This window comes from Aquamicrobium terrae (assembly GCF_040545735.1).
GTDB lineage: Bacteria > Pseudomonadota > Alphaproteobacteria > Rhizobiales > Rhizobiaceae > Mesorhizobium > Mesorhizobium terrae_A.
This window is the reverse complement of record NZ_JBEPML010000006.1, coordinates 182,296-205,121: the sequence shown is the minus strand read 5'-3', so window position 1 is coordinate 205,121 and position 22,826 is coordinate 182,296. Positions and strand designations below refer to the sequence as shown.

22 protein-coding genes and 1 other RNA gene are annotated in these 22,826 nt (G+C 65.6%); 13 read left to right on the top strand and 10 right to left on the bottom strand.

The window, feature by feature from the left end:
* Position 1: 1 nt before the first annotated feature.
* Positions 2-532 carry a peptide deformylase gene (gene def / locus ABID37_RS11185; protein ID WP_354194651.1) on the bottom strand — a complete coding sequence of 177 codons (531 nt, stop codon included), beginning with the start codon at positions 530-532 and terminating at the stop codon, positions 2-4.
* Between the two features lie 102 nt (positions 533-634).
* Between def and ABID37_RS11180 the strand changes: the two genes are divergently transcribed.
* On the top strand, positions 635-1,882 hold the full coding sequence (locus tag ABID37_RS11180; RefSeq protein WP_354194649.1) for a DNA recombination protein RmuC: 1,248 nt from the start codon (positions 635-637) through the stop codon (positions 1,880-1,882).
* Positions 1,883-2,571: 689 nt separating this feature from the next.
* The gene (gene sugE / locus ABID37_RS11175) at positions 2,572-2,886 is read left to right on the top strand and encodes a quaternary ammonium compound efflux SMR transporter SugE (RefSeq protein ID WP_354194647.1); all 315 of its coding nucleotides are present in this window, start codon (positions 2,572-2,574) and stop codon (positions 2,884-2,886) included.
* 237 nt (positions 2,887-3,123) lie between these two features.
* On the opposite strand, the gene ABID37_RS11170 is transcribed toward sugE, so the two are convergent.
* Positions 3,124-3,519 carry a DUF6481 family protein gene (locus ABID37_RS11170; protein ID WP_354194645.1) on the bottom strand — a complete coding sequence of 132 codons (396 nt, stop codon included), beginning with the start codon at positions 3,517-3,519 and terminating at the stop codon, positions 3,124-3,126.
* Between the two features lie 185 nt (positions 3,520-3,704).
* On the opposite strand from ABID37_RS11170, the gene ABID37_RS11165 reads away from it, so the two are divergent.
* Positions 3,705-4,706 carry an LLM class flavin-dependent oxidoreductase gene (locus ABID37_RS11165; protein ID WP_354194643.1) on the top strand — a complete coding sequence of 334 codons (1,002 nt, stop codon included), beginning with the start codon at positions 3,705-3,707 and terminating at the stop codon, positions 4,704-4,706.
* Between the two features lie 19 nt (positions 4,707-4,725).
* On the opposite strand, the gene ABID37_RS11160 is transcribed toward ABID37_RS11165, so the two are convergent.
* From ABID37_RS11160 to ffs, 6 genes are all read right to left on the bottom strand, one after another.
* Positions 4,726-5,964: a lytic murein transglycosylase gene (locus ABID37_RS11160; RefSeq protein WP_354194641.1), complete on the bottom strand. Its 1,239-nt coding sequence runs from the start codon at positions 5,962-5,964 to the stop codon at positions 4,726-4,728.
* Between the two features lie 16 nt (positions 5,965-5,980).
* Positions 5,981-6,586 (bottom strand): recombination mediator RecR, encoded by a 606-nt coding sequence (gene recR / locus ABID37_RS11155; protein ID WP_354194639.1) that lies wholly within the window; start codon positions 6,584-6,586, stop codon positions 5,981-5,983.
* A gap of 75 nt (positions 6,587-6,661) precedes the next feature.
* A complete protein-coding gene (locus ABID37_RS11150) occupies positions 6,662-7,495 on the bottom strand; it encodes a cell wall hydrolase (protein ID WP_354194637.1) in 834 nt (277 codons plus the stop codon).
* 149 nt (positions 7,496-7,644) lie between these two features.
* Positions 7,645-7,968: a YbaB/EbfC family nucleoid-associated protein gene (locus ABID37_RS11145; RefSeq protein ID WP_354194635.1), complete on the bottom strand. Its 324-nt coding sequence runs from the start codon at positions 7,966-7,968 to the stop codon at positions 7,645-7,647.
* Between the two features lie 61 nt (positions 7,969-8,029).
* Complete coding sequence (locus ABID37_RS11140) at positions 8,030-9,883, bottom strand: DNA polymerase III subunit gamma/tau (protein WP_354194633.1); 1,854 nt, start codon at positions 9,881-9,883, stop codon at positions 8,030-8,032.
* A 131-nt stretch (positions 9,884-10,014) separates the two neighbouring features.
* Positions 10,015-10,111, bottom strand: an RNA gene (ffs, locus tag ABID37_RS11135) — signal recognition particle sRNA small type.
* A 177-nt stretch (positions 10,112-10,288) separates the two neighbouring features.
* On the opposite strand from ffs, the gene ABID37_RS11130 reads away from it, so the two are divergent.
* The gene (locus tag ABID37_RS11130) at positions 10,289-10,708 is read left to right on the top strand and encodes an HIT family protein (RefSeq protein ID WP_354194631.1); all 420 of its coding nucleotides are present in this window, start codon (positions 10,289-10,291) and stop codon (positions 10,706-10,708) included.
* A 34-nt stretch (positions 10,709-10,742) separates the two neighbouring features.
* Positions 10,743-11,687: an NAD(+) diphosphatase gene (gene nudC / locus ABID37_RS11125; protein WP_354194629.1), complete on the top strand. Its 945-nt coding sequence runs from the start codon at positions 10,743-10,745 to the stop codon at positions 11,685-11,687.
* A 3-nt stretch (positions 11,688-11,690) separates the two neighbouring features.
* Here nudC and ABID37_RS11120 read toward each other — a convergent pair whose 3' ends face one another.
* Complete coding sequence (locus ABID37_RS11120; protein WP_354194628.1) at positions 11,691-12,557, bottom strand: prephenate dehydratase; 867 nt, start codon at positions 12,555-12,557, stop codon at positions 11,691-11,693.
* A gap of 28 nt (positions 12,558-12,585) precedes the next feature.
* A complete protein-coding gene (locus tag ABID37_RS11115; protein ID WP_354194626.1) occupies positions 12,586-13,314 on the bottom strand; it encodes a 3-deoxy-manno-octulosonate cytidylyltransferase in 729 nt (242 codons plus the stop codon).
* A gap of 186 nt (positions 13,315-13,500) precedes the next feature.
* On the opposite strand from ABID37_RS11115, the gene ABID37_RS11110 reads away from it, so the two are divergent.
* From ABID37_RS11110 to ABID37_RS11075, 8 genes are all read left to right on the top strand, one after another.
* Positions 13,501-14,283: a c-type cytochrome gene (locus ABID37_RS11110; protein WP_354194624.1), complete on the top strand. Its 783-nt coding sequence runs from the start codon at positions 13,501-13,503 to the stop codon at positions 14,281-14,283.
* Between the two features lie 178 nt (positions 14,284-14,461).
* Positions 14,462-16,318: an extracellular solute-binding protein gene (locus ABID37_RS11105; RefSeq protein WP_354194623.1), complete on the top strand. Its 1,857-nt coding sequence runs from the start codon at positions 14,462-14,464 to the stop codon at positions 16,316-16,318.
* On the top strand, positions 16,318-18,186 hold the full coding sequence (locus ABID37_RS11100; protein ID WP_354194621.1) for an extracellular solute-binding protein: 1,869 nt from the start codon (positions 16,318-16,320) through the stop codon (positions 18,184-18,186). The genes ABID37_RS11105 and ABID37_RS11100 overlap by 1 nt, the downstream gene beginning before the upstream one ends.
* Positions 18,187-18,213: 27 nt before the next feature.
* On the top strand, positions 18,214-19,323 hold the full coding sequence (locus ABID37_RS11095; protein ID WP_354194619.1) for a microcin C ABC transporter permease YejB: 1,110 nt from the start codon (positions 18,214-18,216) through the stop codon (positions 19,321-19,323).
* Positions 19,323-20,474, top strand: a complete 1,152-nt coding sequence (locus tag ABID37_RS11090) for an ABC transporter permease (protein ID WP_354194617.1) — start codon at positions 19,323-19,325, stop codon at positions 20,472-20,474. Before ABID37_RS11095 ends, ABID37_RS11090 begins: the two co-directional genes overlap by 1 nt.
* A gap of 49 nt (positions 20,475-20,523) precedes the next feature.
* A complete protein-coding gene (locus ABID37_RS11085) occupies positions 20,524-20,772 on the top strand; it encodes a type II toxin-antitoxin system VapB family antitoxin (protein WP_354194615.1) in 249 nt (82 codons plus the stop codon).
* Entirely contained in the window at positions 20,754-21,161 is a 408-nt protein-coding gene (locus tag ABID37_RS11080; protein WP_354194613.1) for a type II toxin-antitoxin system VapC family toxin, read from the top strand. Before ABID37_RS11085 ends, ABID37_RS11080 begins: the two co-directional genes overlap by 19 nt.
* Positions 21,158-22,786 (top strand): ABC transporter ATP-binding protein, encoded by a 1,629-nt coding sequence (locus tag ABID37_RS11075; protein WP_354194611.1) that lies wholly within the window; start codon positions 21,158-21,160, stop codon positions 22,784-22,786. Before ABID37_RS11080 ends, ABID37_RS11075 begins: the two co-directional genes overlap by 4 nt.
* Positions 22,787-22,826: the final 40 nt, after the last annotated feature.

Here is a 22,826-nt window from a genome sequence, read left to right as displayed (position 1 = left end):
CTCAGCCGACGAGACGGCCGGCCGGCTTCTCGCGCGCCAGCTTGCGGAACTTGCGCATGACCATGTCGCGTTTCAGCTTCGAGATGTGATCGATGAACAGCACGCCGTTGAGATGGTCGATCTCGTGCTGCAGGCAGGTGGCCATCAGCCCTTCGGCAGCCATCTCCTGCGCCTTGCCGTCGCGGTCGACATATTTCACCCGCACCGTGGCCGGGCGCTCGACCTCGGCATAATATTCGGGGATCGACAGGCAGCCTTCCTCGTAAACCGAACGCTCGTCGCTGCTGTGCAGGATTTCCGGGTTGACGAAGACATGGGGGGCCGGCTCCTCGTCCTCCTTGGCAAGGTCGATCACCAGAAGCCGCAGGGGCAGGCCGACCTGGATGGCGGCAAGGCCGATGCCCGGCGCCTCATACATCGTCTCCAGCATGTCGTCGGCCAGCTTGCGCAGCGAATCGTCGACACGCTCCACCGGCCTGGACATCTGGCGCAGCAACGGATCGGGAAGGATGATGAGCGGCTTGATCGTCATTGCGCTCACCTAAGACCTCGCCGGTGCGGCGTCAACCGGGCAGATCGATATCCGTTCACGTTTTGATCTGGCCGAAGGGGGCGAATCTGTTATGGTGCGCCGATGAACGACCTGCCCGGCCCCCTCTCCCTGCCCATTATCCAGCTCGGCGCCACGACCATCACGCTCGGCCAGTTGCTGGCGTTCGGCGCCTTGCTGTTCGCCGCGCTGCTGGTGGCGATGGTCGTCGCCCTGTGGCGATCGGCCAATGCGCGCGCGGCCGCCGCGGCGGAAGCGGCCGACAATGCCCGCGACGCGGAAGCGCGCATGGCCGAGATATTGCGCAGCCAGGCCGAGATGCAGGGCCGCATGGGCGCCATCGCCGAAGTGTTCGGCTCGCGGCAGGCGGAGCTGACGCAGTCGATCGGCCAGCGCCTCGACGCCATGAGCGGGCGGCTCGGCCAGACCATCAGCGAACAGACCCGCGCCACCCACGAGAACCTCGCCAGATTGCAGGAGCGACTGGCCACCATCGACAGCGCGCAGGGCAACATACAGGCGCTGGCCGGGCAGGTGGTGCAGCTCCAGGCGATCCTTTCCAACAAGCAGACGCGCGGCGCCTTCGGCCAGTCGCGCATGGAAGCGATTGTCGCCGACGGCCTGCCGATGGGCTCCTACGAGTTCCAGGCCACGCTTTCCAACGGCAGCCGGCCGGATTGCCTGGTGAAGATGCCGAACGACGCGCCGTCGCTGGTCATCGACGCGAAATTCCCGCTCGAGGCCTGGAACACCATTCGCGCCGCCGAAACGGCGGAGACGCAGAAGGCGGCGGCACAGGCCTTCCGCCGCGACGTCGAGGTTCATATCCGCGACATCGCCGACAAATACCTGCTGCAAGGCGAAACGCAGGACACGGCCTTCATGTTCGTGCCCTCCGAATCCGTGTTCGCCGAGATCCACGAGAATTTCGAGGCGCTGGTGCAGCGCGCGCACCGCGCGCGCATCGTCATCGTCTCGCCCTCGCTGCTGATGCTGTCGATCCAGGTGATCCAGGCCATCCTCAAGGACGCCCGCATGCGCGAGCAGGCCCACGTCATCCAGGGCGAGGTGATCCGCCTGATGGAGGATGTGAGCCGGCTGGACGAGCGGGTGCGCAAATTGCAGACCCATTTCGGGCAGGCCTCGAAGGATATCGACGACATCCTCGTCTCCACCACCAAGGTGACAAAGCGCGGGCAGAAGATCGAGGCGCTGGAATTCGGCGGCGGCACGGCGGATGAGACGGACGAAAAGACCGGCGCCTCGACCGCGCGCACAGCGGCTTCGAAGACCGGACAACTCCGGCTGCGCGTCGTCGAGGACGCCGAGTAGGCGATAACATTTCGGATTTTGACGGAGTAGCCCTTTTACCGTCCCGCAAGGAAGGCGGCGTTGCAGAAGGTATCCTCACCGCAAACGGAGGGAAATTCCCGGCAGAGAAGGGGAAAATTTTCGCTTGCAGCTAACGACCGCCGAACCGGCCGGCCCATGCCGGTTGGCAGCGCAACTCCCTCCCTTCATCCCGGAAGCCGCAGCGAAGCGGCGGCTGTCCGCGATCCATCCCGTGACGTTTGAAGGGTCCGGCATGGATTCCCGACGCTCTCAATTCGCTTCGCTCATTTCGAGGCCGGGAATGACGGGCAGACCAGATCATTTCACCTTTGAAGCGGCACCGGCGACTGGTCGGGCCGGATGGAGCTGCAAGGGTCCCTCAGGCTCCCATCCGCCGCCGCCGCCGCCGCAAAGAAGCAAGGAAAGCTCCTTTCACGGCATCGCCGGGACCGGTCGCTCGGCCTCAAGCCCCGAACCCGATCCTGACTTGCTCCGGTGCATTGCAGTGATGCGATTGCGGCCCTTGATCCTTTTTCCGTCCGGACTTATGTCCCGAACCGTGGGGACGACCCCACCGTTTCAGGCTTGGTCCATTAGCCACTGGCACGCCCGGCTGGTATCGGCGGATTGAGGCAGGCTGAAATTCATGATCAAGGTCGGGACGACCCGCCATCGAGACGGAGCGTTCCATGCACTGGATTTTGCTGTTCATCGCCGGCCTGTTCGAAACCGGCTGGGCGATCGGCCTCAAATACACCGATGGCTTTACGAAGCCGCTGCCGACGGTTCTCACCGCGCTGTCGATGATTATAAGCGTCGTGCTGCTGGGGCTCGCGCTCAAGCATCTGCCGGTCGGCACCGGCTATGCGGTGTGGACCGGCATCGGCACGGTGGGCACGGCCCTGCTCGGCATCTGGCTGCTGGGCGAGCCGGCAACCGTGGCGAGGCTCGCCTGCATCGGCCTCATCGTTGCCGGCATCATCGGCCTGAAACTGGCCGCCTGATAGCCGGTCCCGTGATTCCTGCCTATCGGCGGACGGCGAAGCGCAGCCTGTCCGGATGACGAACAGATCGGTTCCCGCGATCCCGGCCGGGATGAGAGACTGCTGCATCTCGACCGGAATTGCCATCACTCGCGGCGATTTACGACCACGCCGGTTCCGGGCAGCGCTTCGGCCACAAACACCAAAAGACCGGTCCCCGTTCGGGGCCGGTCCTTCGGACTTACGACCATAGCGCGTTCAGCGGACGGTGAAGCCCGGCGGCATGCGGCCGCCACGGGCCTTGCGAGCGGCGTAGCGCGCGTCGCGCTTGGCCTTGCGTTCAGCCTCGAGAGCCAGTTCGGCAGCGATTCGCTCGGCTTCCTCGGCCTCGCGGATACGGGCCTGCTCGGCGGCGATACGCTCCGCCTCGGCACGCTCGGCAGCCTCGCGGGCCAGCTTTTCCTGCTTCAGGCGGGCCTTCTCGGCCTCGCGCTCGGCACGGGCGGCCAGAATGGCCTCACGCTCGGCCTTGCGGGCGAGAACGCGCGGATCGTCTTCGGCCGGACGCTGCTTGAAACGCTCGAGAAGAGCCTTCTTTGCATCACTAGCGGCATTGCGCCGCTCAAAAATGTCTTTTTCCCTGTAGATAGCCAACTTTACTTCCCTGAAATCGGTTCGCGTGCCCTACATACGGGTCAAACGCCAGACTTCAAGCGCCAAAACGGCATGCCAGCCATGAATTCCTGGCATGTTGCACTGCGACGACACTTTCCGGCGCCCTGTTTGCGCACGCCATGCACGCACCCTATATCCGGCACAACCTGACACGGAAGCCCGGCATGACATCACTCTCCGTCCTCGACCTGTCGCCCGTCACCCAAGGCGGCACCGTCGCGCAATCGCTCGCCAACACGCTCGACCTCGCCCGCCATGCGGAACGACTCGGCTACAAGCGCTACTGGCTGGCCGAGCACCACAACATGCCCGGCATCGCCAGCGCCGCCACGGCGGTGGTGATCGCCCATGTCGCGGCGGGCACCAGCACGATCCGCGTCGGCGCGGGCGGCATCATGCTGCCCAACCACGCGCCGCTGATCATCGCCGAGCAGTTCGGCACGCTGTCGGCGCTGCATCCGGGCCGCATCGATCTGGGCCTCGGCCGCGCGCCGGGCACCGACATGGTGACCGCGCAGGCACTGCGCCGCAATCTCGACGCCTCGGTCGACAATTTCCCGCGCGACGTGGTCGAGCTGATGGCCTATTTCGAACCGGTGGCGGAAGGCCAACGCGTGCACGCCATTCCCGGCGAGGGTGAGAAGGTGCCGGTCTGGATCCTCGGCTCCAGCCTCTACGGCGCGCAGCTCGCAGCCATGCTCGGCCTTCCCTATGCGTTCGCCTCGCATTTCGCCCCGGCAGAGATGGAGCGGGCGCTGGAGCTTTACCGCTCGCGCTTCGAACCCTCGGCGCACCTGGAAAAGCCGCACGTCATGCTCGGCCTCAACGTGGTCGCCGCGCCGACCGACGACGAGGCGCGCTACCTGTTCAGCTCGCTCCAGCAGGCCTTCGTCAATCTGCGCAGCGGCCGTCCCGGCAAGCTGCCGGCACCGGTGGAGAACTATGCGGAACAACTCGGGGCGCAGGAGCGCGCCATGCTCGGCCATGCGCTGTCCTGCGCCATCACCGGCTCGCCCGAAACCGTGAGGCTCGGGCTCGACGCCTTCATCCGCCGCACCGGCGCCGACGAACTGATGGTGACCGCACAGGTGTTCGACCATGCGGCGCGCTTGCGCTCGTTCGAAATCCTGGCGGACGTGCACCGGCAAATGGCCGAGGCGGCATAGGTTTAAGTCTGTAGCGGGGCTATTTCAGCGCGCGCACCAGCCCGGCATCGGGGAAGCAGGTGGCCGGGCGACCGTTCTTCGCCTGCCAGTCGCCGATCGAGCGCCGCGTCTTGAATCCGGGCAGGCCGTCGGCGCCGCCGACATCGTAGCCCTTGGCCTCCAGCGCCCGTTGCAGGCCGGCGATGTCGGATCTGTAGAGCTTGTCCACCGCGCCCCAGCGCCCGGCGAAGCCCTTGTCGCCATAGGCGATGCGATCGCCCGCATGGCCGATGAACAGGGCATAGAGGTCGCTCATATTGTAGTCCTTGAGGACGTAGAAATTGGGCGTGACGATAAAGGCCGGCCCGTTGCGCCCGGCCGGCATCAAAAGGAAGCCTTCGGCCCGCGCCTCATGCGCCGGGAACGGCTTGCCATTGACGCGCCGGATGCCCATTGCGGCCCATTTCGAGATCGGCCTGCCGATGTCCGGCCCTTCCAGCGCGCAGGACACATTGTCCGGCACCACCACCTCGAAGCCCCAGTCGCGGCCCTTCTGCCAGCCGTGGTGGACGAGATAGTTGGCGATGGAGCCCAATGTGTCGGGCACCGAATTCCAGATGTCGGCGCGGCCGTCGCCATCCATGTCCACGGCATGTTCGAGGAAGGACGAGGGCAGGAACTGCGGCTGGCCGAGCGCGCCGGCCCATGACGACTTCATCGCCCCGCGGGTAACAGTGCCGCGCTCGACCATGGCTAGGGCGGCCAGCACCTCCTTGCGGAACATGTCCTTGCGGGTGGCCATGAACGCCTTGGTGCCCAGCACCTCGAAGGCGTCATAGGGCATGCGGGCCGCGCCGAAGCCGGATTCGCGGCCCCAGATCGCCAGCACGACCGGGCCAGGCACGCCGAAGTGCCGCTCGACCGCCGCCAGCGTGCGGGCATGGCTGGCGGCGCGGGCGCGACCGCCCGCCGTCACCGCGCCCACCGTCTTTTCGGCGAAATAGGCGCCGGGCGCCCCGAACTCGGCCTGATGCTGGGTCTTCGGCGTCTTCGGCTTCTCGCCCGGCAGGACGAGGTCGGGCAATTTGAGATTGGGCTTCACGCCGGCGAAGGCGGCGTCGAAGGTCTTTCTGGAGATGCCTTTCGAACGCGCCTCCGGCCACAGATCATTCGCCAGCCAGGCGCGGAACTGGTCATCGACGGGCGCGGCCAAGACAGGCGAGGCATGCGCCAGCACGGCGAAAATGCCGGCACAGAGAGCGACCAATCCACGCTTCATCCAGATGCCCTCCCGGTCAGAATGCGGTTCTCGATTTCAGCGCCGCCGCCAAAGTGCCCTCGTCGAGGTAATCCAGTTCGCCGCCCACCGGCACGCCGTGGGCAAGCCTCGTCACCTTCACGTCGAGGCCGGAAAGCTGGTCGGTGAGGTAATGCGCGGTGGTCTGGCCTTCCACGGTGGCGTTGACGGCGAGGATCACTTCCTTGACCTCGCCGGCGGAGACACGGTCGACCAGCGATCGGATATTGAGCTGGTCGGGGCCGATGCCGTCGAGCGGCGACAGCGTGCCGCCCAGCACATGATAGCGCACGTTCATGGCCGAGGCGCGCTCCAGCGCCCACAGGTCCGATACGTCCTCGACCACGATCAGGGTCGCCGGATCGCGGCGCGGGTCGCTGCAGATGATGCACGGATCGGCGGTGTCGACATTGCCGCATGTGGAGCACACGCGCACCTTGTCCAGCGCCTCGCCCATGGCGGCGGCGAGCGGCCCCAGCAACTGGTCCTTCTTCTTGATCAGATGCAGCGCCGCGCGGCGCGCCGAACGCGGGCCGAGCCCCGGCACCTTGGCCAGAAGCTGGATCAGACGTTCGATTTCGGGGCCGGCGATTCGCTTGGACATAGCCGGGTTTTAAAGCATGTCCCGCGAAACTGGGAACCGTTTCGTTTCCCAAGGTTTCGCGGAATGCGAGCGCCCTCAATATTCGGGCATCGGCCTTGCCTGGCTGACGATCAGCGAGCCGATGGCGCTGGTGTCCTGCGGCGTCTGCTCGAAGGCCATCACCGGCTGCTGCTGCGCGGTATCGGACACCGAAGCCGTGGTGATGACGTCCGTGTCCGGCTTGGCGGCAGGTTGCGGCGCAGGTGCGGCCGCTGCCACCATGACCGGCGCGGCTTCCGGCTTTTCCTTGGCGATCGCCGGGGCGGAGGGGAGCTTCGTCGTGACAGGGGGCACGGCGGCGGCCGGGCTCGCGGCGGCCACGCGGAATTCGGAATCCGGCGGCAGCGGCTCGAAATTGCGGCCGCGCTTCTCATAGAAGGCGTTGCCGCCGGCCACCGCGACATAATGCATGTTGTTGTATTTGAACTTGAGGCCGGCCGTATGGAAGAACATGGCGTTCTTCATCTTCGGGTGGCGCTCGCCCTTGAGCACGGCATCGGCCGCTTCCACCACATCCGGCAGGGCTTTCGAATTCATCTTGCGGCTGAGCACGCCGGGGGCGAACTGGCGCGGCGCACCAACGACCTGGCAGATCGTGTCGCCATGCTTGCCCGATTTGAGGCGGTTCATCACCACCGTGCCGACACCGATCATGCCGTCACGGCTGGAACGGTTGGCCTCGAAGAAGATCGCGCGCTGCAGGCATTCGCGGTCTTTTTCCGTATAGCGGTAGGTGTAGGTCTTCGACGGCGACGTGTCCGTCTTGTCGTGCAGAGCAAGGCTTTGCGTGGTCTGGCTGCAGCCGGCGAGCAGCACAAGTGATCCGGCGGCGCCCAGCAAAGCTGGCGTCTTCCATCGCTTGGCGATCAAAAATCGTCCCCTCTTCCTGTCGCCGCCACATCCCCGGATGTGGCTAAGATGAGACAGTTTCGGGCGAAATGATGGCAGGCGCCGTTTTTTGCCGGCTTGTGGCTTCCGGGACCGGCCCGCCGAGGCGGGCCCCGGTATTTCCAGGGGTCTCAGAACGGCAGCTTCATGCCGGGCGGGATCGGCAGGCCGGCGGTCAGCTCCCGGGTCTTTTCCTGCATCACCTGCTCGACCTTGACCTTGGCATCGTTGTGGGCGGCGAGGATCAGGTCCTCGAGGATTTCCACCTCGTCCTCCTTGAGCAGCGAGGGGTCGATCTTCAGCGCCTTCATCTCGAACTTGCCGCTCAGCGTCACGGTGACCATGCCGCCGCCCGCCTGCCCGCTCGCCTCGAGTTGCGCGATCTCCTCCTGCATGGACTGGAACTTGGCCTGCATTTCCTTGGCTTTGCCCATCAGGCCGAGCAGATCCTTCATCGCGATATCCTTTGCGTTGCTGGGCCGGAGCGCCTGTCGGCGTTGTTCCGGCTGGACTGGTTCAATCTTCTTCGTCGGCTTCCGGTTCGGGCAGCGTGTCCTCATCCGCCGATTCCGCCTGCAGGGCGTCGGGAATGCGCACATCGATGATCTTCGCGCCAGGGAAGCGGGCGAGAATCGCCGCTACGGCCGGATCGCTGCGGGCGTCGAGCAGCGCCGTCTCGCGCCGGACCGATTCCATCTCAGCCAGCGTCTGGCCGCCCTCCTCCTTGGACAACGACACCACCCAGTGCCGCCCCGTCCACTGCTTCAGCTTGACGGTGAGGTCGTTGAGCAGGGTGCGCGGCGCTTCCTCGGTCAGGCTGACCTCGACATGGCCCGGCTCGATGCGAACCGGGCGCACGCACCGCCTTACCAACGCCTTGAACAGCCCGTCGCGATGGCTGTCGGCCAGAGCCACGATGTCGTCGAGCGACTTGATCGAAACCTGGGACGGGACCGCTTCCGGTTCCGGCTGCGGCGGCGTGAAGGAAACCGGTTCAGGTGCGGCCTGGACCAGCCGCATGGTCTGCGCGCCGCCCGAGGACGACGGCATGATGGAAGGCATCGCCGGCTGGGCCATGGCACTTGCCGGCGCGCCGTTTCCGGCCTCGACCGGCGCCGGGCGCGGCTGCGGAGCCGGGGCGCGTGGCGTGGGAGCCGGCTGGCCATCCAGCGACTTCAGCGCCTCGTCCAGCGTCGGCAGGTCGGCCGCGTGGGCGATGCGGATCAGCACCATCTCGGCCGCGCTGACCGGACGGTTCGAGCTTTGCACTTCGGGAATGCCCTTGAGCAGCATCTGCCAGGTGCGCGACAGCACCTTGACCGAAAGGGCGGCGGCGAACTCGACGCCGCGCCGGCGCTCGGCCTCGGAGAGCGATGCGTCCTCGGCCGCGTCCGGCACAAAGCGCAGGCGGGTGACCAGATGGTTGAACTCGGCAAGATCGGTTAGCACGGCGGCCGGATCGGCGCCGGTGTCGTACTGGGCGCGGAATTCGGCCAGCGCGGCGGCGATGTCGCCCTTCATGAGATGCTCGAACAGGTCGATGATGCGGCCGCGGTCGGCGAGACCCAGCATGGCACGCACCGCCTCGGCGGTGACCGCGCCGCCACCCGCTGCCCCACCACTATGTGCGATGGCCTGGTCGAGGATCGACAGCGAATCGCGTGCCGAGCCCTCGGCCGCGCGCGCGATCATGGCCAGCGCCTCGTCGTCGATGGAGATGCCTTCCCTGGCGGCGATGGCCCCCAGATGGTTCACGAGCTGGCCGGCATCGATGCGCCTGAGGTCGAAGCGCTGGCAGCGCGACAGCACCGTGATCGGCACCTTGCGGATCTCGGTGGTGGCGAAGATGAACTTCACATGCGGCGGCGGCTCCTCCAGCGTCTTCAGCAGGCCGTTGAAGGCCTGCGTGGACAGCATGTGCACCTCGTCGATGATGTAGACCTTGTAGCGGGCCGACACCGGCGCGTAGCGCACCCGGTCGATGATGTCGCGGATGTCGTCGATGCCGGTGTGGGAGGCGGCATCCATCTCGATCACGTCGACATGGCGGCCCTCCATGATCGCCTGGCAGTGCTCGCCGGGCACCGACAGGTCGATGCTCGGCTGGTCGACCTCAGGCGTGCGGTAGTTGAGGGCGCGGGCGAGGATGCGCGCGGTCGTCGTCTTGCCGACGCCGCGCACGCCGGTCAACATCCAGGCCTGGGCGATGCGCCCGGAAGAGAAGGCGTTGGTGAGGGTGCGCACCATCGGCTCCTGGCCGATGAGCTGGGAAAAATCGGAAGGACGGTATTTGCGGGCGAGAACCCGGTAGGCCCCGGGCGCCTGCCCGGCTGCGAAAGCGCCTGCGTCGCTGGTTCCGGCGTCGTTCATCGATCAGCACTGCTCCAAGCCAGCATCAGGGGACCGCGACCGGAAGCGGCCGTCTGCAAAGCCAGTTTCGCCCGCACGCCCCGACACAGTCAATGAGCATGCCGTCATGAACGCGAAGATGGCGAAGAAAGGCGGGAGGCTGGAACAATGACCCGTTCCGGGCTCGTTAGGGCTGCTTCCTTCCGGACCTGACCCGGTTGGCGAGTGGACCGTCCACCACCAACCTCCCGCTGTCCATATCGGCAATTCGACCGCGAAATGCAAGGGCGAGTCGAAATTCGATGATAGCTAAAGAGCGGAATCGCTTGCAGCGAAAAGCGCCTCGCACTACCGTTTCGATCCGGATAGGCGACAATACCGCTCACAGTTCACAATGCCCGGCTTCGCCGGTTCAAGGGAGACGCCATGCTGCCCGGGCTCAAGGCCGGTTTTTCGCTCGACGCCCGCCTCGAAGCGGACAGCGAACCGCTGATGTGGCTCGGCCTGTGCGAGCTGAGGGTCATGAACGACCGCCGCTGGCCGTGGCTGGTACTCGTCCCGCAGCGCCCGGAGGCCGAGGAAATCCACGACATGGCGCCGCTTGACCAGGCCATGCTCACCTTCGAGACCAACATGGTGGCGCAGGCGCTGAAGCGCGTCACCGACTGCACCAAGATCAACACGGGCGCGCTGGGCAATATCGTGCGCCAGCTTCACGTCCATATCGTCGCCCGCAGGGAGGACGACCCGGCATGGCCCGGCCCCGTATGGGGGCACGGCGTGCGCGAACCCTATCGGCCGGAGGAACTGCGCCGGTTTGCCGAAAAGGTGAAGGCGGCGCTATAAGCGCTTGCCTGCCAGTTTTCGGACCAGCCCGCCGATGAGCTTCCCCTTCTTCGATGCACCCCTGCGCGAACCGAGCCAGTTCGTCGGCTTTGCCGGCAACCGCATCGACCGCCAGTCCGAGCGACGGCCAGACGACTGCGTGGAGAAGGCACTGACCGACCCCGCCGCGCGGCTCATGGTGCTGGGCGGCGGGCGCATCCTGCTGAAACCGGACGGCGAGCGCTTCGACCCCTGGTTCACGGTCGCGGACTGCGCGGGCCTCGGCTTCGATCCGGCAGCCGCCATCCTGCTCGGCCTTGCGGACCACGGGCCGGCGCTGGCCCTTCATGCCGGGCTCGATCCCGAGCACCCGCTCGACGGGCTGGAGATGCTGGAGCACCGCACCGTCTATGTGCAGGGCCTGATCGGCGAGGCCGAGATCGGCGCGCTGGCGCAGGCCTCGGCCTTGCTGGCATGGAACCGCTCGCACGGCTTCTGCGGCCGCTGCGGCCAGAAGACCGGGATGCGCGCCGGCGGCTACCGGCGCCATTGCCCGGCCTGCGGGATCGACCATTTTCCCCGCACCGACCCGGTGGTGATCATGCTCACCGTCACGCCGGAAAAATGCCTGATGGGGCGCGGCCGCCATTTCGCGCCCGGCATGTATTCGGCGCTGGCCGGTTTCATCGAGCCTGGCGAGACGATAGAGGACGCGGTGCGGCGCGAAACCTTCGAGGAGGCCGGCATCCGGCTCGGCCGCGTCGTCTACCACGCCAGCCAGCCATGGCCGTTCCCGCATTCGCTGATGATCGGCTGCTACGGCGAGCCGCTCAACCACGACATCAGCACCGATGCCAACGAACTGGAGGATTGCCGCTGGTTCGGCCGCGAGGAGGTGCGCGCCATGCTGGCCCGCCAGCACCCGCAGCAGCTCGTCGTGCCGCCGCAGGGCGCCATCGCCCATCACCTGATCAGGGCGTGGGCGGACGCCGCGGCATAAGCGTCAGTAGGCGGAACCGGCCGCGTCGCGATAGTGATCGGCCTCGTAGACGCCGAGGATGCGCACCTCGCGCGAGAAGAAGCGCAGCTCCTCCAGCGCCCGCGCGACATGCGGATCGTCCGGATGGCCCTCGATGTCGGCGTAGAACTGGGTGGCGGTGAACTCGCCGTTGAGCTGGTAGCTCTCCAGCTTGGTCATGTTGACGCCGTTGGTGGCGAAGCCGCCCATCGCCTTGTAGAGCGCAGCCGGCACGTTGCGGACCTTGAACACGAAGGTGGTCATCATGCGCGCCGCGTTGCCGGCACGCTCGGCCCAGTCCTTGCCCTTGGACAGGATGACGAAGCGGGTGATGTTGCGCTCGGTGTCCTCGACATTCTCTTCCAGAATATCGAGCCCGTAGAGTTCGGCGGCCAGCGAGGGGGCCAAGGCGGCCATGCTGCGCTCGCCCTTTTCCGCCACCAGCTTGGCCGCGCCCGCCGTGTCGCCCGCCACCATCGGCTTCCAGCCGTTCTTGCGGATGAACTTGCGGCACTGGCCGAGCGCATGGATGTGGCTGTGGACCGTCTTGATCTCGCTGCGCGCCACGCCCGGCAGCACCATGAGCTGGAAGTGGATCGGCAGGAAATATTCGCCGACGATGTGCAGCTTCGATTCCGGCAGCAGGTAGTGGATATCCGCCACCCGGCCGGCGATGGTGTTCTCGATGGGGATCATGGCAAGGTCCGCCTTGCCGGTCTCGACCGCGTTGAACGCATCCTCGAAGGTCGGGCACGGCAGCGGCTCCATCGCCGGATGGACGTTGCGGCAGGCGGTGTCGGAATTGGCGCCCGGCTCGCCCTGGAAAGCAATCTTGTTCGTCTTTTCTGGCATGGCCGGCCCCGTATGTTCTGGAAAGTACTTAGCTGGAAAGAATGGTTCTGGCGCGCTCGAGGTCCTCGGGCGTGTCGACGCCCAGCGGAACCGACTTCACGATCTCGACGTCGATGCGCATGCCGGCTTCCAGCGCGCGCAACTGCTCGAGCTTCTCGCGCTGTTCGAGCGGCGAGGGACCGAGCGCCACGAAGCGCTCCAGCGCTGCACGGCGATAGGCGTAGAGCCCGACATGATGATAGAGCGGCCCCTCGCCCCACGGCGCGGTGGCCCGGGTGAAATAGAGCGCGCGCAGGCGCGCGGGCGAGACCGGCGAGCCGACGATCTTGACGACGGCGGGGTTGGTCTTTTCCTCCTCGCGCACGATCTCGACGCCGAGCGTGGCGATGTCGACCCGGCCGTCCTCGAACGGGCGCAGCGCGGCGGCGACGATGCCGGGGTCGAGCGTCGGCAGGTCGCCCTGGATGTTGACGACCGTCTCGACCTCGCGGCCCGGATCGAGCAGCGTCAGCGCCTCGAAGATGCGGTCGGAGCCGGACTCATGGTCCGCCCGCGTCATCACCGCCTCGAAGCCGTGCGCCTTCACGGCGTCGGCGATTTCGGCGGTGTCGGTCGCCACCACCACCCGGCCAAGGCGCGTTTCGGCGGCGCGGCGCGCCACATGCACGATCATCGGTGCGCCGGCTATGTCGGCCAGCGGTTTGCCGGGCAGGCGGGTGGAGGCCATGCGGGCCGGGATGAGGACAAGTGTGGACATATGGAGCGAAAGGACTGGTGATAAAGTGTCAAAAAGTCTCACTGGAAGCGCTCTTATAGGTGTTGCAAGAGCGGAGCAAAAGACCTAGTTTCCGCGCGATTTGGCCGCCCTGCCTTTTCGGGGCGGTGCGTGCACTACCGACGGACGGAGGACGCGAGGTCCGCCGGAAAAGGGAGCCTGGGGCGTATGGATTCATTCGAGGTCAACAAGGTCCTGGGCGGCTTGCTCGGAACTGTTTTCGTCGTTTTCTCGGTCGGCATCGTTTCCAATTCGCTGTTTGCCACCCACGCTCCCGAGACGCCGGGCTTCGCCATCGAGGCCGCCGAGGCCGATGCCGGCGGCGCGGCAGGCGGTGCTGCAGCCGAGGAAACCCCGATCGCCGATCTGCTGGCCAGCGCCGACGCCGGTGCCGGTGAGGCCGTGTTCAAGAAGTGCGCCGCCTGCCATTCGATCGAGAAGGGCGGCCCCAACAAGGTCGGTCCGGACCTGTGGGCCATCGTCGACCGTCCCGTGGCCTCGCATGAGGGCTTCTCCTATTCCGGCGCCATGAAGGAATTCGCCAAGGGCGGCCAGGAGAAGTGGACCTTCGAGAACCTCAACCACTTCCTCACCTCGCCCAAGGGCTTCGTGAAGGGCACGGCCATGGGCTTCGCCGGCCTCAAGAAGGATGACGAGCGCGCCAACCTGATCGCCTATATGCGCGAGCAGGCCGACAGCCCGGTGCCGCTGCCCGAGGCGGGCGCCGCCCCCGAAGGCGCGGCCGAAGAAGCTGCCCCCGCCGATGCCGCGCCTGCCGAGGCAGCACCTGCCGAACAGGCTCCGGCCGAACAGTCTCCGACCGAGGCAGCGCCCGCTGAACAGGCCCCGACTGAAGCCGCGCCCGCCGAGCAGGCGCCGGCCGAAGAGGCTGCGCCCAGCGAGGGCACGCCGGCTCCGGAAGGCCAGCCCGCAGAGCAGCCGGCCGAATAACGAAATCGTAATCCGAAAATCCTTGAAAAAGCCGGGTTCTGCCCGGCTTTTTTGCTACTGTACGGCGGGCGCGGCATTATCGCCACAATCCGATTCCCTCGTCGGGGGAATCCATTACAGTGCCGCACCGGCATGTCGCGAAAGGATTGGGATGAGCTTTCACCATATCAGGGCATCGATGACCACGTTCCTTGCCACCGCCGTGCTGACGCTCGGGGTCGGCGCCGGGCAGGCCCAGGAATGGCACACTTCCTCCTCGCTCATCGGCGGCTCCAAATATGGCGAGAATTTCGAGCGCTACGACTATGTCAATCCCGACGCCCCCAAGGGCGGCATCCTGAATTCGACGGTGCAGGGCACTTTCGACAGCTTCAACCCCTATATCGTGCAGGGCACACCGGCCGCCGGCCTCGCCCCGTTCGGCGGCGGGCTGCTCTATGACACGCTGATGGAGCAGGCGACCGACGAGGGCAGCGTCAGCCATGCGCTGGTGGCCGAAGCCTACAAGTTCCCGGACGACTATTCCTCGGCCACCTACCGGCTCGACCCGGATGCGCGCTGGCACGACGGCCAGCCGATCACCGTCGAGGACGTGATCTGGTCCTTCCAGACGCTGAAGGCCAACAGCCCGATGTACAACCGCTACTACGAGAACGTCACCGAAGCGGTGAAGGTAGGGGAGCGGGAGGTCGAGTTCCGCTTCGACCAGAAGGGCAACCGCGAGCTGCCCAAGATCATGGGCGACCTCGCCGTGCTGCCCAAGCACTGGTGGGAAGGCACCGACGCCAAGGGCAACAAGCGCGACATCACCCGGCCAACGCTGGAGCCGCCGCTCGGCTCCGCCGCCTATCGCATCAAGAGCTTCAGGCCGGGGCAGGAAATCATCTGGGAGCGCGTGCCCGACTATTGGGGCGCGAAACTGCCGGTGAAGATCGGCCGCGAGAATTTCGACACCCGCCGCTATCGCTACTTCCTCGATTCCAACGCCGCGTGGCAGGCCTTCACCAAGGGCGGCTTCGAGGACATCAACGCCGAAAACAGCGGCCGCCGCTGGATGACCGCCTATGATTTCCCCGCCGTGAAGACCGGCGACGTGATCAAGAAGGAGTTCGTGTCGAACGCCCGCGCACATATGCAGGGCTTCATCCTGAACACCCGCCGCCCGATCTTCCAGGACCGGCGCGTGCGCCAGGCGCTTTCCTACGCCTATGATTTCGACACGGTGAACCGCACCCAGTCCTTCGGGCTTAACACGCGCATCACCAGCTACTTCATGGGCAGCGACTTCGCCTCCAGCGGCCTGCCCCAGGGCAAGGAGCTGGAAATCCTCGAAAATTATCGCGACAAGCTGCCGCCGGAAGTATTCACGAAGGAATTTGCCCTGCCGCGCTTCGACAATCCGCAGGCGGAGCGCAAGATCCTGCGCGACGCGGTGGCGCTGTTCAAGGAAGCGGGCTGGGAAATCCGCAACGGCCGCATGACCAATGTCGAGACCGGCCAGCCGTTCAGCTTTGAAATCCTCGATTCCAGCCAGGATTCGGGGCCGACCCTCAATCCGTTCATCGAGATGCTGCGCAAGATCGGCGTGACGGTGACCCTGCGGGTCGTCGACACCAGCCAGTATCTCAACCGGATCAACGATTTCGACTTCGATGTGATCGTTCAGGTGCTGCCGCAGTCGCAGTCGCCCGGCAACGAGCAGCGCGATTACTGGAGCACGCGCGCGGCCGACACGCCCGGCTCCCGCAACACGGCCGGCATCAAGGATCCGGTGATCGACGAGCTGGTCAACCGCGTCATCTTCGCAACCGACCGCGACGACCTGATCGCCGCCACGCATGCCCTCGACCGGGTGCTGTTGTGGAGCTACTACGTCGTGCCGCAGTTCACGCGACCGAACCTGTGGCTGGCCTACTGGAACAAGTTCGGCATGCCGGACAAGCAGCCCGACTATATCGGCGCCGATATCGAATCCTGGTGGGTCGACCCGGAAAAGGAAAAGGCGCTGGCCGCCAAGTACCAGAGCGCCAATTGATGGCCGCCCTTCCCCGCCGCGATTTCCTCGCGCTCGGCGCCGCGGCGACGGCCACGGCGCTTTTGCCCCGGCACGCCTTCGCCGACAGCCCGACGGGAACGAAGCTGCATGGGCTGTCGGCGTTCGGCGACCTGAAATATCCGCCCGATTTTCCGCATTTCGACTATGTCAATGCCGATGCGCCGAAGGGCGGCACCTTCAATTTCCCGCCGCCGAACTGGGCCTACAACCAGAGCCCCTTTACCTTCAACACGCTCAATTCCTTCACCCTGCGCGGCGACGCCCCGCCGCGCATGGAACTGTGCTTCGACGCGCTGATGGCGCGCGCGCTAGACGAGCCCGACGCCCTCTACGGCCTGCTGGCCGAAAGCGTCACCATTTCCGACGACCGCAACAGCTTCGATTTCGCGCTGCGACCGGAAGCGCGCTGGCATGACGGCACGCCGCTGACGGCCGAGGACATCGCCTTCACGCTGATGCTCTACAAGGAGAAAGGCCACCCGCAACTGGCACTGACGCTGGCGGAACTGACCGCCGCCGAGGCGGTCGACACACACACCGTGAGGCTCACCTTTTCCGGCAAGCAGTCGGCCCAGACCATCCTGACCGTAACCGGCATGCCGATCGTCTCCAGGACCTACTACACGCAGAACGAATTCGACACCGGCCGCATGGCCCCGCCGCTCGGCTCCGGCCCCTACAAGGTGGGCCGCGTGGCGACCGGCCAGTTCATCGAATACGAACGGGTGGCCGACTATTGGGGTCGCGACCTGCCCGTCAATCGCGGCCAGTACAATTTCGACCGCATCCGCATCGACTTCTATCGCGATCGCAACGCCGCCTTCGAGGCCTTCAAGAAGGGCGACACCTATTTCCGCGAGGAATTCACGGCGCGCACCTGGGTTTCGGAATACAATTTTCCTGCCATTGCCGACGGCCGCGTCGTGAAGCACGAGTTTGCCGGCGAAAAGTGGCCTGCCATGCAGGCTATGGCGCTCAACCAGCGCCGCGAGCAGTTCCGCGACGTCCGCGTGCGGCGCGCCATCGCCATGTGCTTCGATTTCGAATGGACGAAACGCACGCTGTTTTCGGGTTCCTACGACCGCTCCCAATCCAATTTCGAGAAGTCCGACTTCAAGGCGGCGGGCCCGCCCTCCGCGCAGGAACTGGCGCTGCTGGAGCCGTTCCGTGACGAACTTCCGCCCGAAACCTTCGGCGAACCGGCGATGCAGCCCGTTTCCGACGCCTCCGGCCGCGACCGCAGGATGCTGGGACAAGCGGCGAAGCTGCTCGGCGAGGCAGGCTGGAAACGGTCCGGCCGGCTGCTGGCCAACGACAAGGGCCAGACGCTGAAGGCCGAGATGCTGGCCAATGACGATTCCCTGGCGCGCATCTTCCTGCCCTGGGCGGAAAACATGAAATCCATCGGCATCGACGCCTCGGTGCGGGTGGTGGATTCGGCGCAATATCAGGCGCGCCAGAACGATTTCGACTTCGACATGATGCTTATGGCGATGCTGATCGGCGCCACGCCGGCCTTTTCGGCCCTGGAAGGGCTCTACCATTCGCGCGCCGCCGACCGGCCGGGCACGCGCAACTATCCGGGCACGAAGAGCCCGGCGGTCGATGCGCTGGTGGAGGCGGCGGGCCGCGCGCAAAGCCGCGACGAGCTGGTCACGGCGCTTCGCGCCCTCGACCGGGTCTTGCGCGCAAGGCTCGACTGGATTCCAACATATTATCTGGCGAATCACCGGGTCGCCTATTGGGACATGTTCGGCTTCAAGGAGCCCAAGCCCGACTACGGCTTCCCGGTCGAGACGCTGTGGTGGTTCGAGCACGAGAAGGCGGCGAAGATTGGCAAGGGCTGACGGTTCAAGAAGAGGGAGAAGCGCCTGATGGGTGCCTATATCCTGCGCCGCCTGCTGCTGATGATCCCGACCCTCTTCGGCATCATGGCGATCTCCTTCGTCGTCATCCAGTTCGCGCCCGGCGGCCCGGTGGAGCAGGTCATCGCGCGCCTGACCGGCCAGGGCGGCGATGCCAGCGACCGGCTCGGCGCCGGCGGCGGCAGCGACCTCGGCGGCGCGGGCGGCTTCGAGGCGGGCGGCGGCGGCGCCTCGACCAGATATCGCGGTGCGCAGGGCCTCGACCCCGAATTCATCGCCAAGCTCGAGAAGCAGTTCGGCTTCGACAAGCCGCCGCTCGAGCGCTTCGGGCTGATGCTGTGGAACTATGCCCGCTTCGACTTCGGCGACAGCTATTTCCGCGACATCTCGGTGGTCGACCTTATCCTCGAGAAGATGCCGGTGTCGATCTCGCTCGGCCTGTGGATCACGCTGATCTCCTATCTGATCTCGATCCCGCTCGGCATCCGCAAGGCGGTCAAGGACGGCTCGGCCTTCGACACCTGGACCAGCGGCATCGTCATCATCGGCTATGCGATCCCCGGCTTCCTGTTCGCCATCCTTCTGATGGTGCTGTTCGCCGGCGGCTCCTTCTATGACTGGTTCCCGCTGCGCGGCCTCACATCCGATAACTGGTCGCAGATGTCATGGCCGGACCGCATCATCGACTATTTCTGGCACCTGGCGCTGCCGCTGACGGCCATGGTGCTGTCGGCCTTCGCCACCACCACGCTGCTGACCAAGAACTCCTTCCTCGATGAAATCCGCAAGCAATATGTGGTGACGGCCCGCGCCAAGGGCCTGTCCGAGCATCGCGTGCTCTACGGCCATGTGTTCCGCAACGCCATGCTGATCGTCATCGCCGGCTTTCCCGGCGCCTTCATCTCAGCCTTCTTCACCGGCTCGCTGCTGATCGAGAACATCTTCTCTCTCGACGGGCTCGGCCTGCTCGGCTTCAAGTCGGTGGTCGACCGCGACTATCCGGTGGTGTTCGCCAACCTCTACATCTTCTCGCTGATCGGCCTGTTCGTCAGCCTCATCTCCGACCTCACCTATACCTGGATCGATCCCCGCATCGACTTCGAGCGGAGGGACGTGTGATGGCGGACGCGGTTGTGGAGAGCGGCGCACAGGCCGGCGCGCCCAAGCGCCGGCGGCCGTGGCTGTCGCCGCTGAACCAGCGGCGCTGGGCCAACTTCAAGGCCAACCGGCGCGGCTACTGGTCGTTGTGGATTTTCCTCGTCCTGTTCGTCGCCTCGCTGTTTGCCGAGTTCATCGCCAACGACAAGCCGATCATCGCCTCCTACAAGGGCGAGATCCTCTTCCCCGTCATCGTCGCCTATCCGGAAGAAAAATTCGGGGGCTTCTATGCCGTCACCGACTATCGCGACCCGGTGATCCGCGACGAGATCGAGGCCAATGGCTGGATGATCTGGCCGCCGATCCGCTACTCCTACCGTACCGTCAACAACGCCGTGCCGCAGGCGGCGCCGGCCAAGCCCTCGTGGCGCTACGATGCGGCCACGCGCTGCGCGCAATATCCGCAAGGCGAGGCCGATCCCGACTGCATCCTCGGCAACTGGAACTGGCTGGGCACCGACGACCAGGCCCGCGACGTGCTGGCGCGCGTCATCTACGGTTTCCGCGTGTCGGTGCTGTTCGGGCTGATCCTGACGCTGGGCTCGGCCGTCATCGGCGTCTCGGCGGGCGCCGTGCAGGGCTATTTCGGCGGCTGGGTGGACCTCCTGTTCCAGCGCTTCATCGAGATCTGGTCGGCGATCCCCGTGCTCTATTTGCTGCTGATCGTGGCGGCGGTGCTGCCGCCCGGCTTCTTCATCCTGCTCGGCCTGATGCTGCTGTTCTCATGGGTGGCGTTCGTCGGCGTGGTGCGCGCCGAGTTCCTGCGGGCGCGCAACTTCGAATATGTGAACGCGGCGCGCGCGCTGGGCGTGCCCAACCGCACCATCATGTTCCGCCATCTTCTGCCCAACGCCATGGTGGCGACGCTGACCTTCCTGCCCTTCATCCTCAACGGCTCGATCTCGACGCTGACCTCGCTCGACTTCCTCGGCTTCGGCCTGCCGCCGGGCTCGGCCTCGCTGGGTGAAATGCTCAAGCAGGGCCAGCGCTACCTCAACGCGCCCTGGCTCGGCATCACCGGCTTCGTCACCCTGTCGATCATGCTCTCCCTGCTGATCTTCATCGGCGAGGCCACCCGCGACGCCTTCGACCCGAGGAAGACGTTCCGGTGACCGGCAAGCCATGGTATAATTTCTCTCCATTTCTACCATGGAGACCGTCATGGGCATGAACATCAAGAGTGAGAAGGCGCAAAGACTTGCCCGGCAGCTCGCGCAGGAAACCGGGCAGAGCATGACGGCAGCCGTTGAGCAGGCTCTCGAAGCTGAACTCACGCGCCTGCACCGGGAACGCGATGTGGCGGAGCGCAAACGCAAGATAAGGCAACTTGTCGAAAGCTTCGGGCCAGTTCCTGAAGGCGTCACCAGTGATCATTCTGATCTGTACGATGAATGGGGGCTACCCAATTGATCGTGGATGCATCGGCTATTTTGGCCATTCTCTTCGAGGAACCAGAAGGCAGGGAAATGGAGGACGCACTGGCGGCCTCGTTGACCCCGCCGGCCATGTCGCCAGTGAATTTCCTCGAGGCCTCGGTTCGCATCGACCAGTTGAAGTCCGCATCCAAGTCCCGAAAGCTGGATGAGTTGCTGAGGCTCGCTTCGGTCGAGATCGCCAGGATCACGCCAGAGCAAGCCCACCTCGCCCGCGAGGCCTACCGGCGCTACGGCAAGGGCAACCACGAGGCGCGGCTCAATCTCGGGGATTGCTTCGCCTATGCACTCGCCAAGGCCCGCGGCGAACCGTTGCTGTTCAAGGGCGATGACTTCCGCCACACCGATATCGAGGCCGTCCTTTGACCTCTCCCCTGCTTTCCGTCCGCGACCTTTCGGTGGCCTTTTCGCAAGGCGGCCAGACCTCGCTCGCCGTCGACCATGTGTCGTTCGACATCGCCAAGGGCGAAACGCTGGCGCTGGTCGGCGAATCGGGCTCTGGCAAATCCGTCTCGGCGCTGTCGGTGCTGAAGTTGCTGCCCTATCCGCCGGCCAGCCATCCGTCCGGCCAGATCCTGTTCGGCGGCAAGGACCTGATGGCGCTCGACGAGAACGCGTTGCGCAAGGTGCGCGGCAACAAGATCACCATGATCTTCCAGGAGCCGATGACCTCGCTCAACCCGCTGCACACGATAGAGCAGCAGATCGTCGAGGTGCTGAAGCTGCATCGTGGCATGGGTGACAGCCAGGCGCGCAAGCGCACGCTGGACCTGCTCAACGAGGTCGGCATCCGCGACCCGGAAAAGCGCCTTTCCGCCTATCCGCACCAGCTTTCGGGCGGCCAGCGCCAGCGCGTCATGATCGCCATGGCGCTCGCCAACGAGCCGGAACTGCTGATCGCCGACGAGCCGACCACGGCGCTCGACGTGACGGTGCAGGCCCAGATCCTCGAACTGCTGGACACGCTCAAGACCAAGAACGGCATGTCGATGCTGTTCATCACACATGACCTCGGCATCGTGCGCAAGATCGCCGACCGGGTGTGCGTGATGACCAAGGGCAAGGTGGTGGAGACCGGGGTGACGAAGGATATCTTCGCCAACCCGCAGCACGACTACACGCGCCACCTGCTCGCCGCCGAGCCCAAGGGCAGGCCCCCCGCCGCCGATCCGCAGGCCAGGCCGGTGATGCACGGCGAGGCCGTGAAGGTCTGGTTCCCGATCAAGCAGGGTTTCTTCCGCAAGACCGTCGACCATGTGAAGGCGGTGGACGGCATCGACATCACCGTCCGGGAAGGCCAGACATTGGGCATCGTCGGCGAATCCGGGTCCGGCAAGACCACGCTCGGCCTGGCGCTGGCCCGCATGATCTCGTCCACCGGCAAAATCCGCTTCGCCGGCCGCGATATCGATGCGCTGTCCTTCAACGAGATGCGGCCGCTGCGGCGCGAACTGCAGATCGTGTTCCAGGACCCCTACGGTTCGCTCAGCCCGCGCATGTCGGTGGCGGAAATCATCGAGGAAGGGCTGAAGATCCACGAGCCGAAGCTCTCGATGGACGAGCGCGACCAGCGCGTGGTCGATGTGCTGGCCGAGGTCGGCCTCGATCCCGCCACCCGCTTCCGCTATCCGCACGAATTCTCCGGCGGCCAGCGCCAGCGCATCGCCATTGCCCGCGCCATGGTGCTGAAGCCGCGCTTCGTCATGCTCGACGAGCCGACCTCGGCGCTCGACATGAGCGTGCAGGCCCAGGTCGTGGACCTGTTGCGCGACCTGCAGGCCAAACACAACCTTGCCTATCTGTTCATCAGCCATGACCTGAAGGTGGTGCGCGCGCTCGCCAACGAGGTTATCGTCATGCGCAACGGCAGGATCGTCGAGGCCGGCCCCTCGGCGCAGATCTTCGAAGCGCCCGAGACCGATTACACACGCGCCCTGATATCGGCCGCGTTCCGGATCGAGACCGCCCCGCAGGGTGTCGTTTCCGAATAGGGCAGTTCCGGCAAGGGCGCGGTTTGCGCCCGGAATTGCG

What these genes read in the sequence shown, in the direction of transcription:
- ABID37_RS11080 (WP_354194613.1), top strand. Translation starts at nt 20,754, where the DNA reads ATGGGGGCTACCCAATTGATCGTGGATGCATCGGCTATTTTGGCCATT.
- recR (WP_354194639.1), bottom strand. Translation starts at nt 6,586, where the DNA reads ATGTCCAAGCGAATCGCCGGCCCCGAAATCGAACGTCTGATCCAGCTT.
- ABID37_RS11095 (WP_354194619.1), top strand. Translation starts at nt 18,214, where the DNA reads ATGGGTGCCTATATCCTGCGCCGCCTGCTGCTGATGATCCCGACCCTC.
- ABID37_RS11160 (WP_354194641.1), bottom strand. Translation starts at nt 5,964, where the DNA reads ATGAAGCGTGGATTGGTCGCTCTCTGTGCCGGCATTTTCGCCGTGCTG.
- ABID37_RS11115 (WP_354194626.1), bottom strand. Translation starts at nt 13,314, where the DNA reads ATGTCCACACTTGTCCTCATCCCGGCCCGCATGGCCTCCACCCGCCTG.
- def (WP_354194651.1), bottom strand. Translation starts at nt 532, where the DNA reads ATGACGATCAAGCCGCTCATCATCCTTCCCGATCCGTTGCTGCGCCAG.
- ABID37_RS11120 (WP_354194628.1), bottom strand. Translation starts at nt 12,557, where the DNA reads ATGCCAGAAAAGACGAACAAGATTGCTTTCCAGGGCGAGCCGGGCGCC.
- ABID37_RS11110 (WP_354194624.1), top strand. Translation starts at nt 13,501, where the DNA reads ATGGATTCATTCGAGGTCAACAAGGTCCTGGGCGGCTTGCTCGGAACT.
- ABID37_RS11100 (WP_354194621.1), top strand. Translation starts at nt 16,318, where the DNA reads ATGGCCGCCCTTCCCCGCCGCGATTTCCTCGCGCTCGGCGCCGCGGCG.
- ABID37_RS11130 (WP_354194631.1), top strand. Translation starts at nt 10,289, where the DNA reads ATGCTGCCCGGGCTCAAGGCCGGTTTTTCGCTCGACGCCCGCCTCGAA.
- ABID37_RS11165 (WP_354194643.1), top strand. Translation starts at nt 3,705, where the DNA reads ATGACATCACTCTCCGTCCTCGACCTGTCGCCCGTCACCCAAGGCGGC.
- ABID37_RS11140 (WP_354194633.1), bottom strand. Translation starts at nt 9,883, where the DNA reads ATGAACGACGCCGGAACCAGCGACGCAGGCGCTTTCGCAGCCGGGCAG.
- ABID37_RS11085 (WP_354194615.1), top strand. Translation starts at nt 20,524, where the DNA reads ATGGGCATGAACATCAAGAGTGAGAAGGCGCAAAGACTTGCCCGGCAG.
- sugE (WP_354194647.1), top strand. Translation starts at nt 2,572, where the DNA reads ATGCACTGGATTTTGCTGTTCATCGCCGGCCTGTTCGAAACCGGCTGG.
- ABID37_RS11180 (WP_354194649.1), top strand. Translation starts at nt 635, where the DNA reads ATGAACGACCTGCCCGGCCCCCTCTCCCTGCCCATTATCCAGCTCGGC.
- ABID37_RS11105 (WP_354194623.1), top strand. Translation starts at nt 14,462, where the DNA reads ATGACCACGTTCCTTGCCACCGCCGTGCTGACGCTCGGGGTCGGCGCC.
- ABID37_RS11090 (WP_354194617.1), top strand. Translation starts at nt 19,323, where the DNA reads ATGGCGGACGCGGTTGTGGAGAGCGGCGCACAGGCCGGCGCGCCCAAG.
- ABID37_RS11145 (WP_354194635.1), bottom strand. Translation starts at nt 7,968, where the DNA reads ATGAAGGATCTGCTCGGCCTGATGGGCAAAGCCAAGGAAATGCAGGCC.
- nudC (WP_354194629.1), top strand. Translation starts at nt 10,743, where the DNA reads ATGAGCTTCCCCTTCTTCGATGCACCCCTGCGCGAACCGAGCCAGTTC.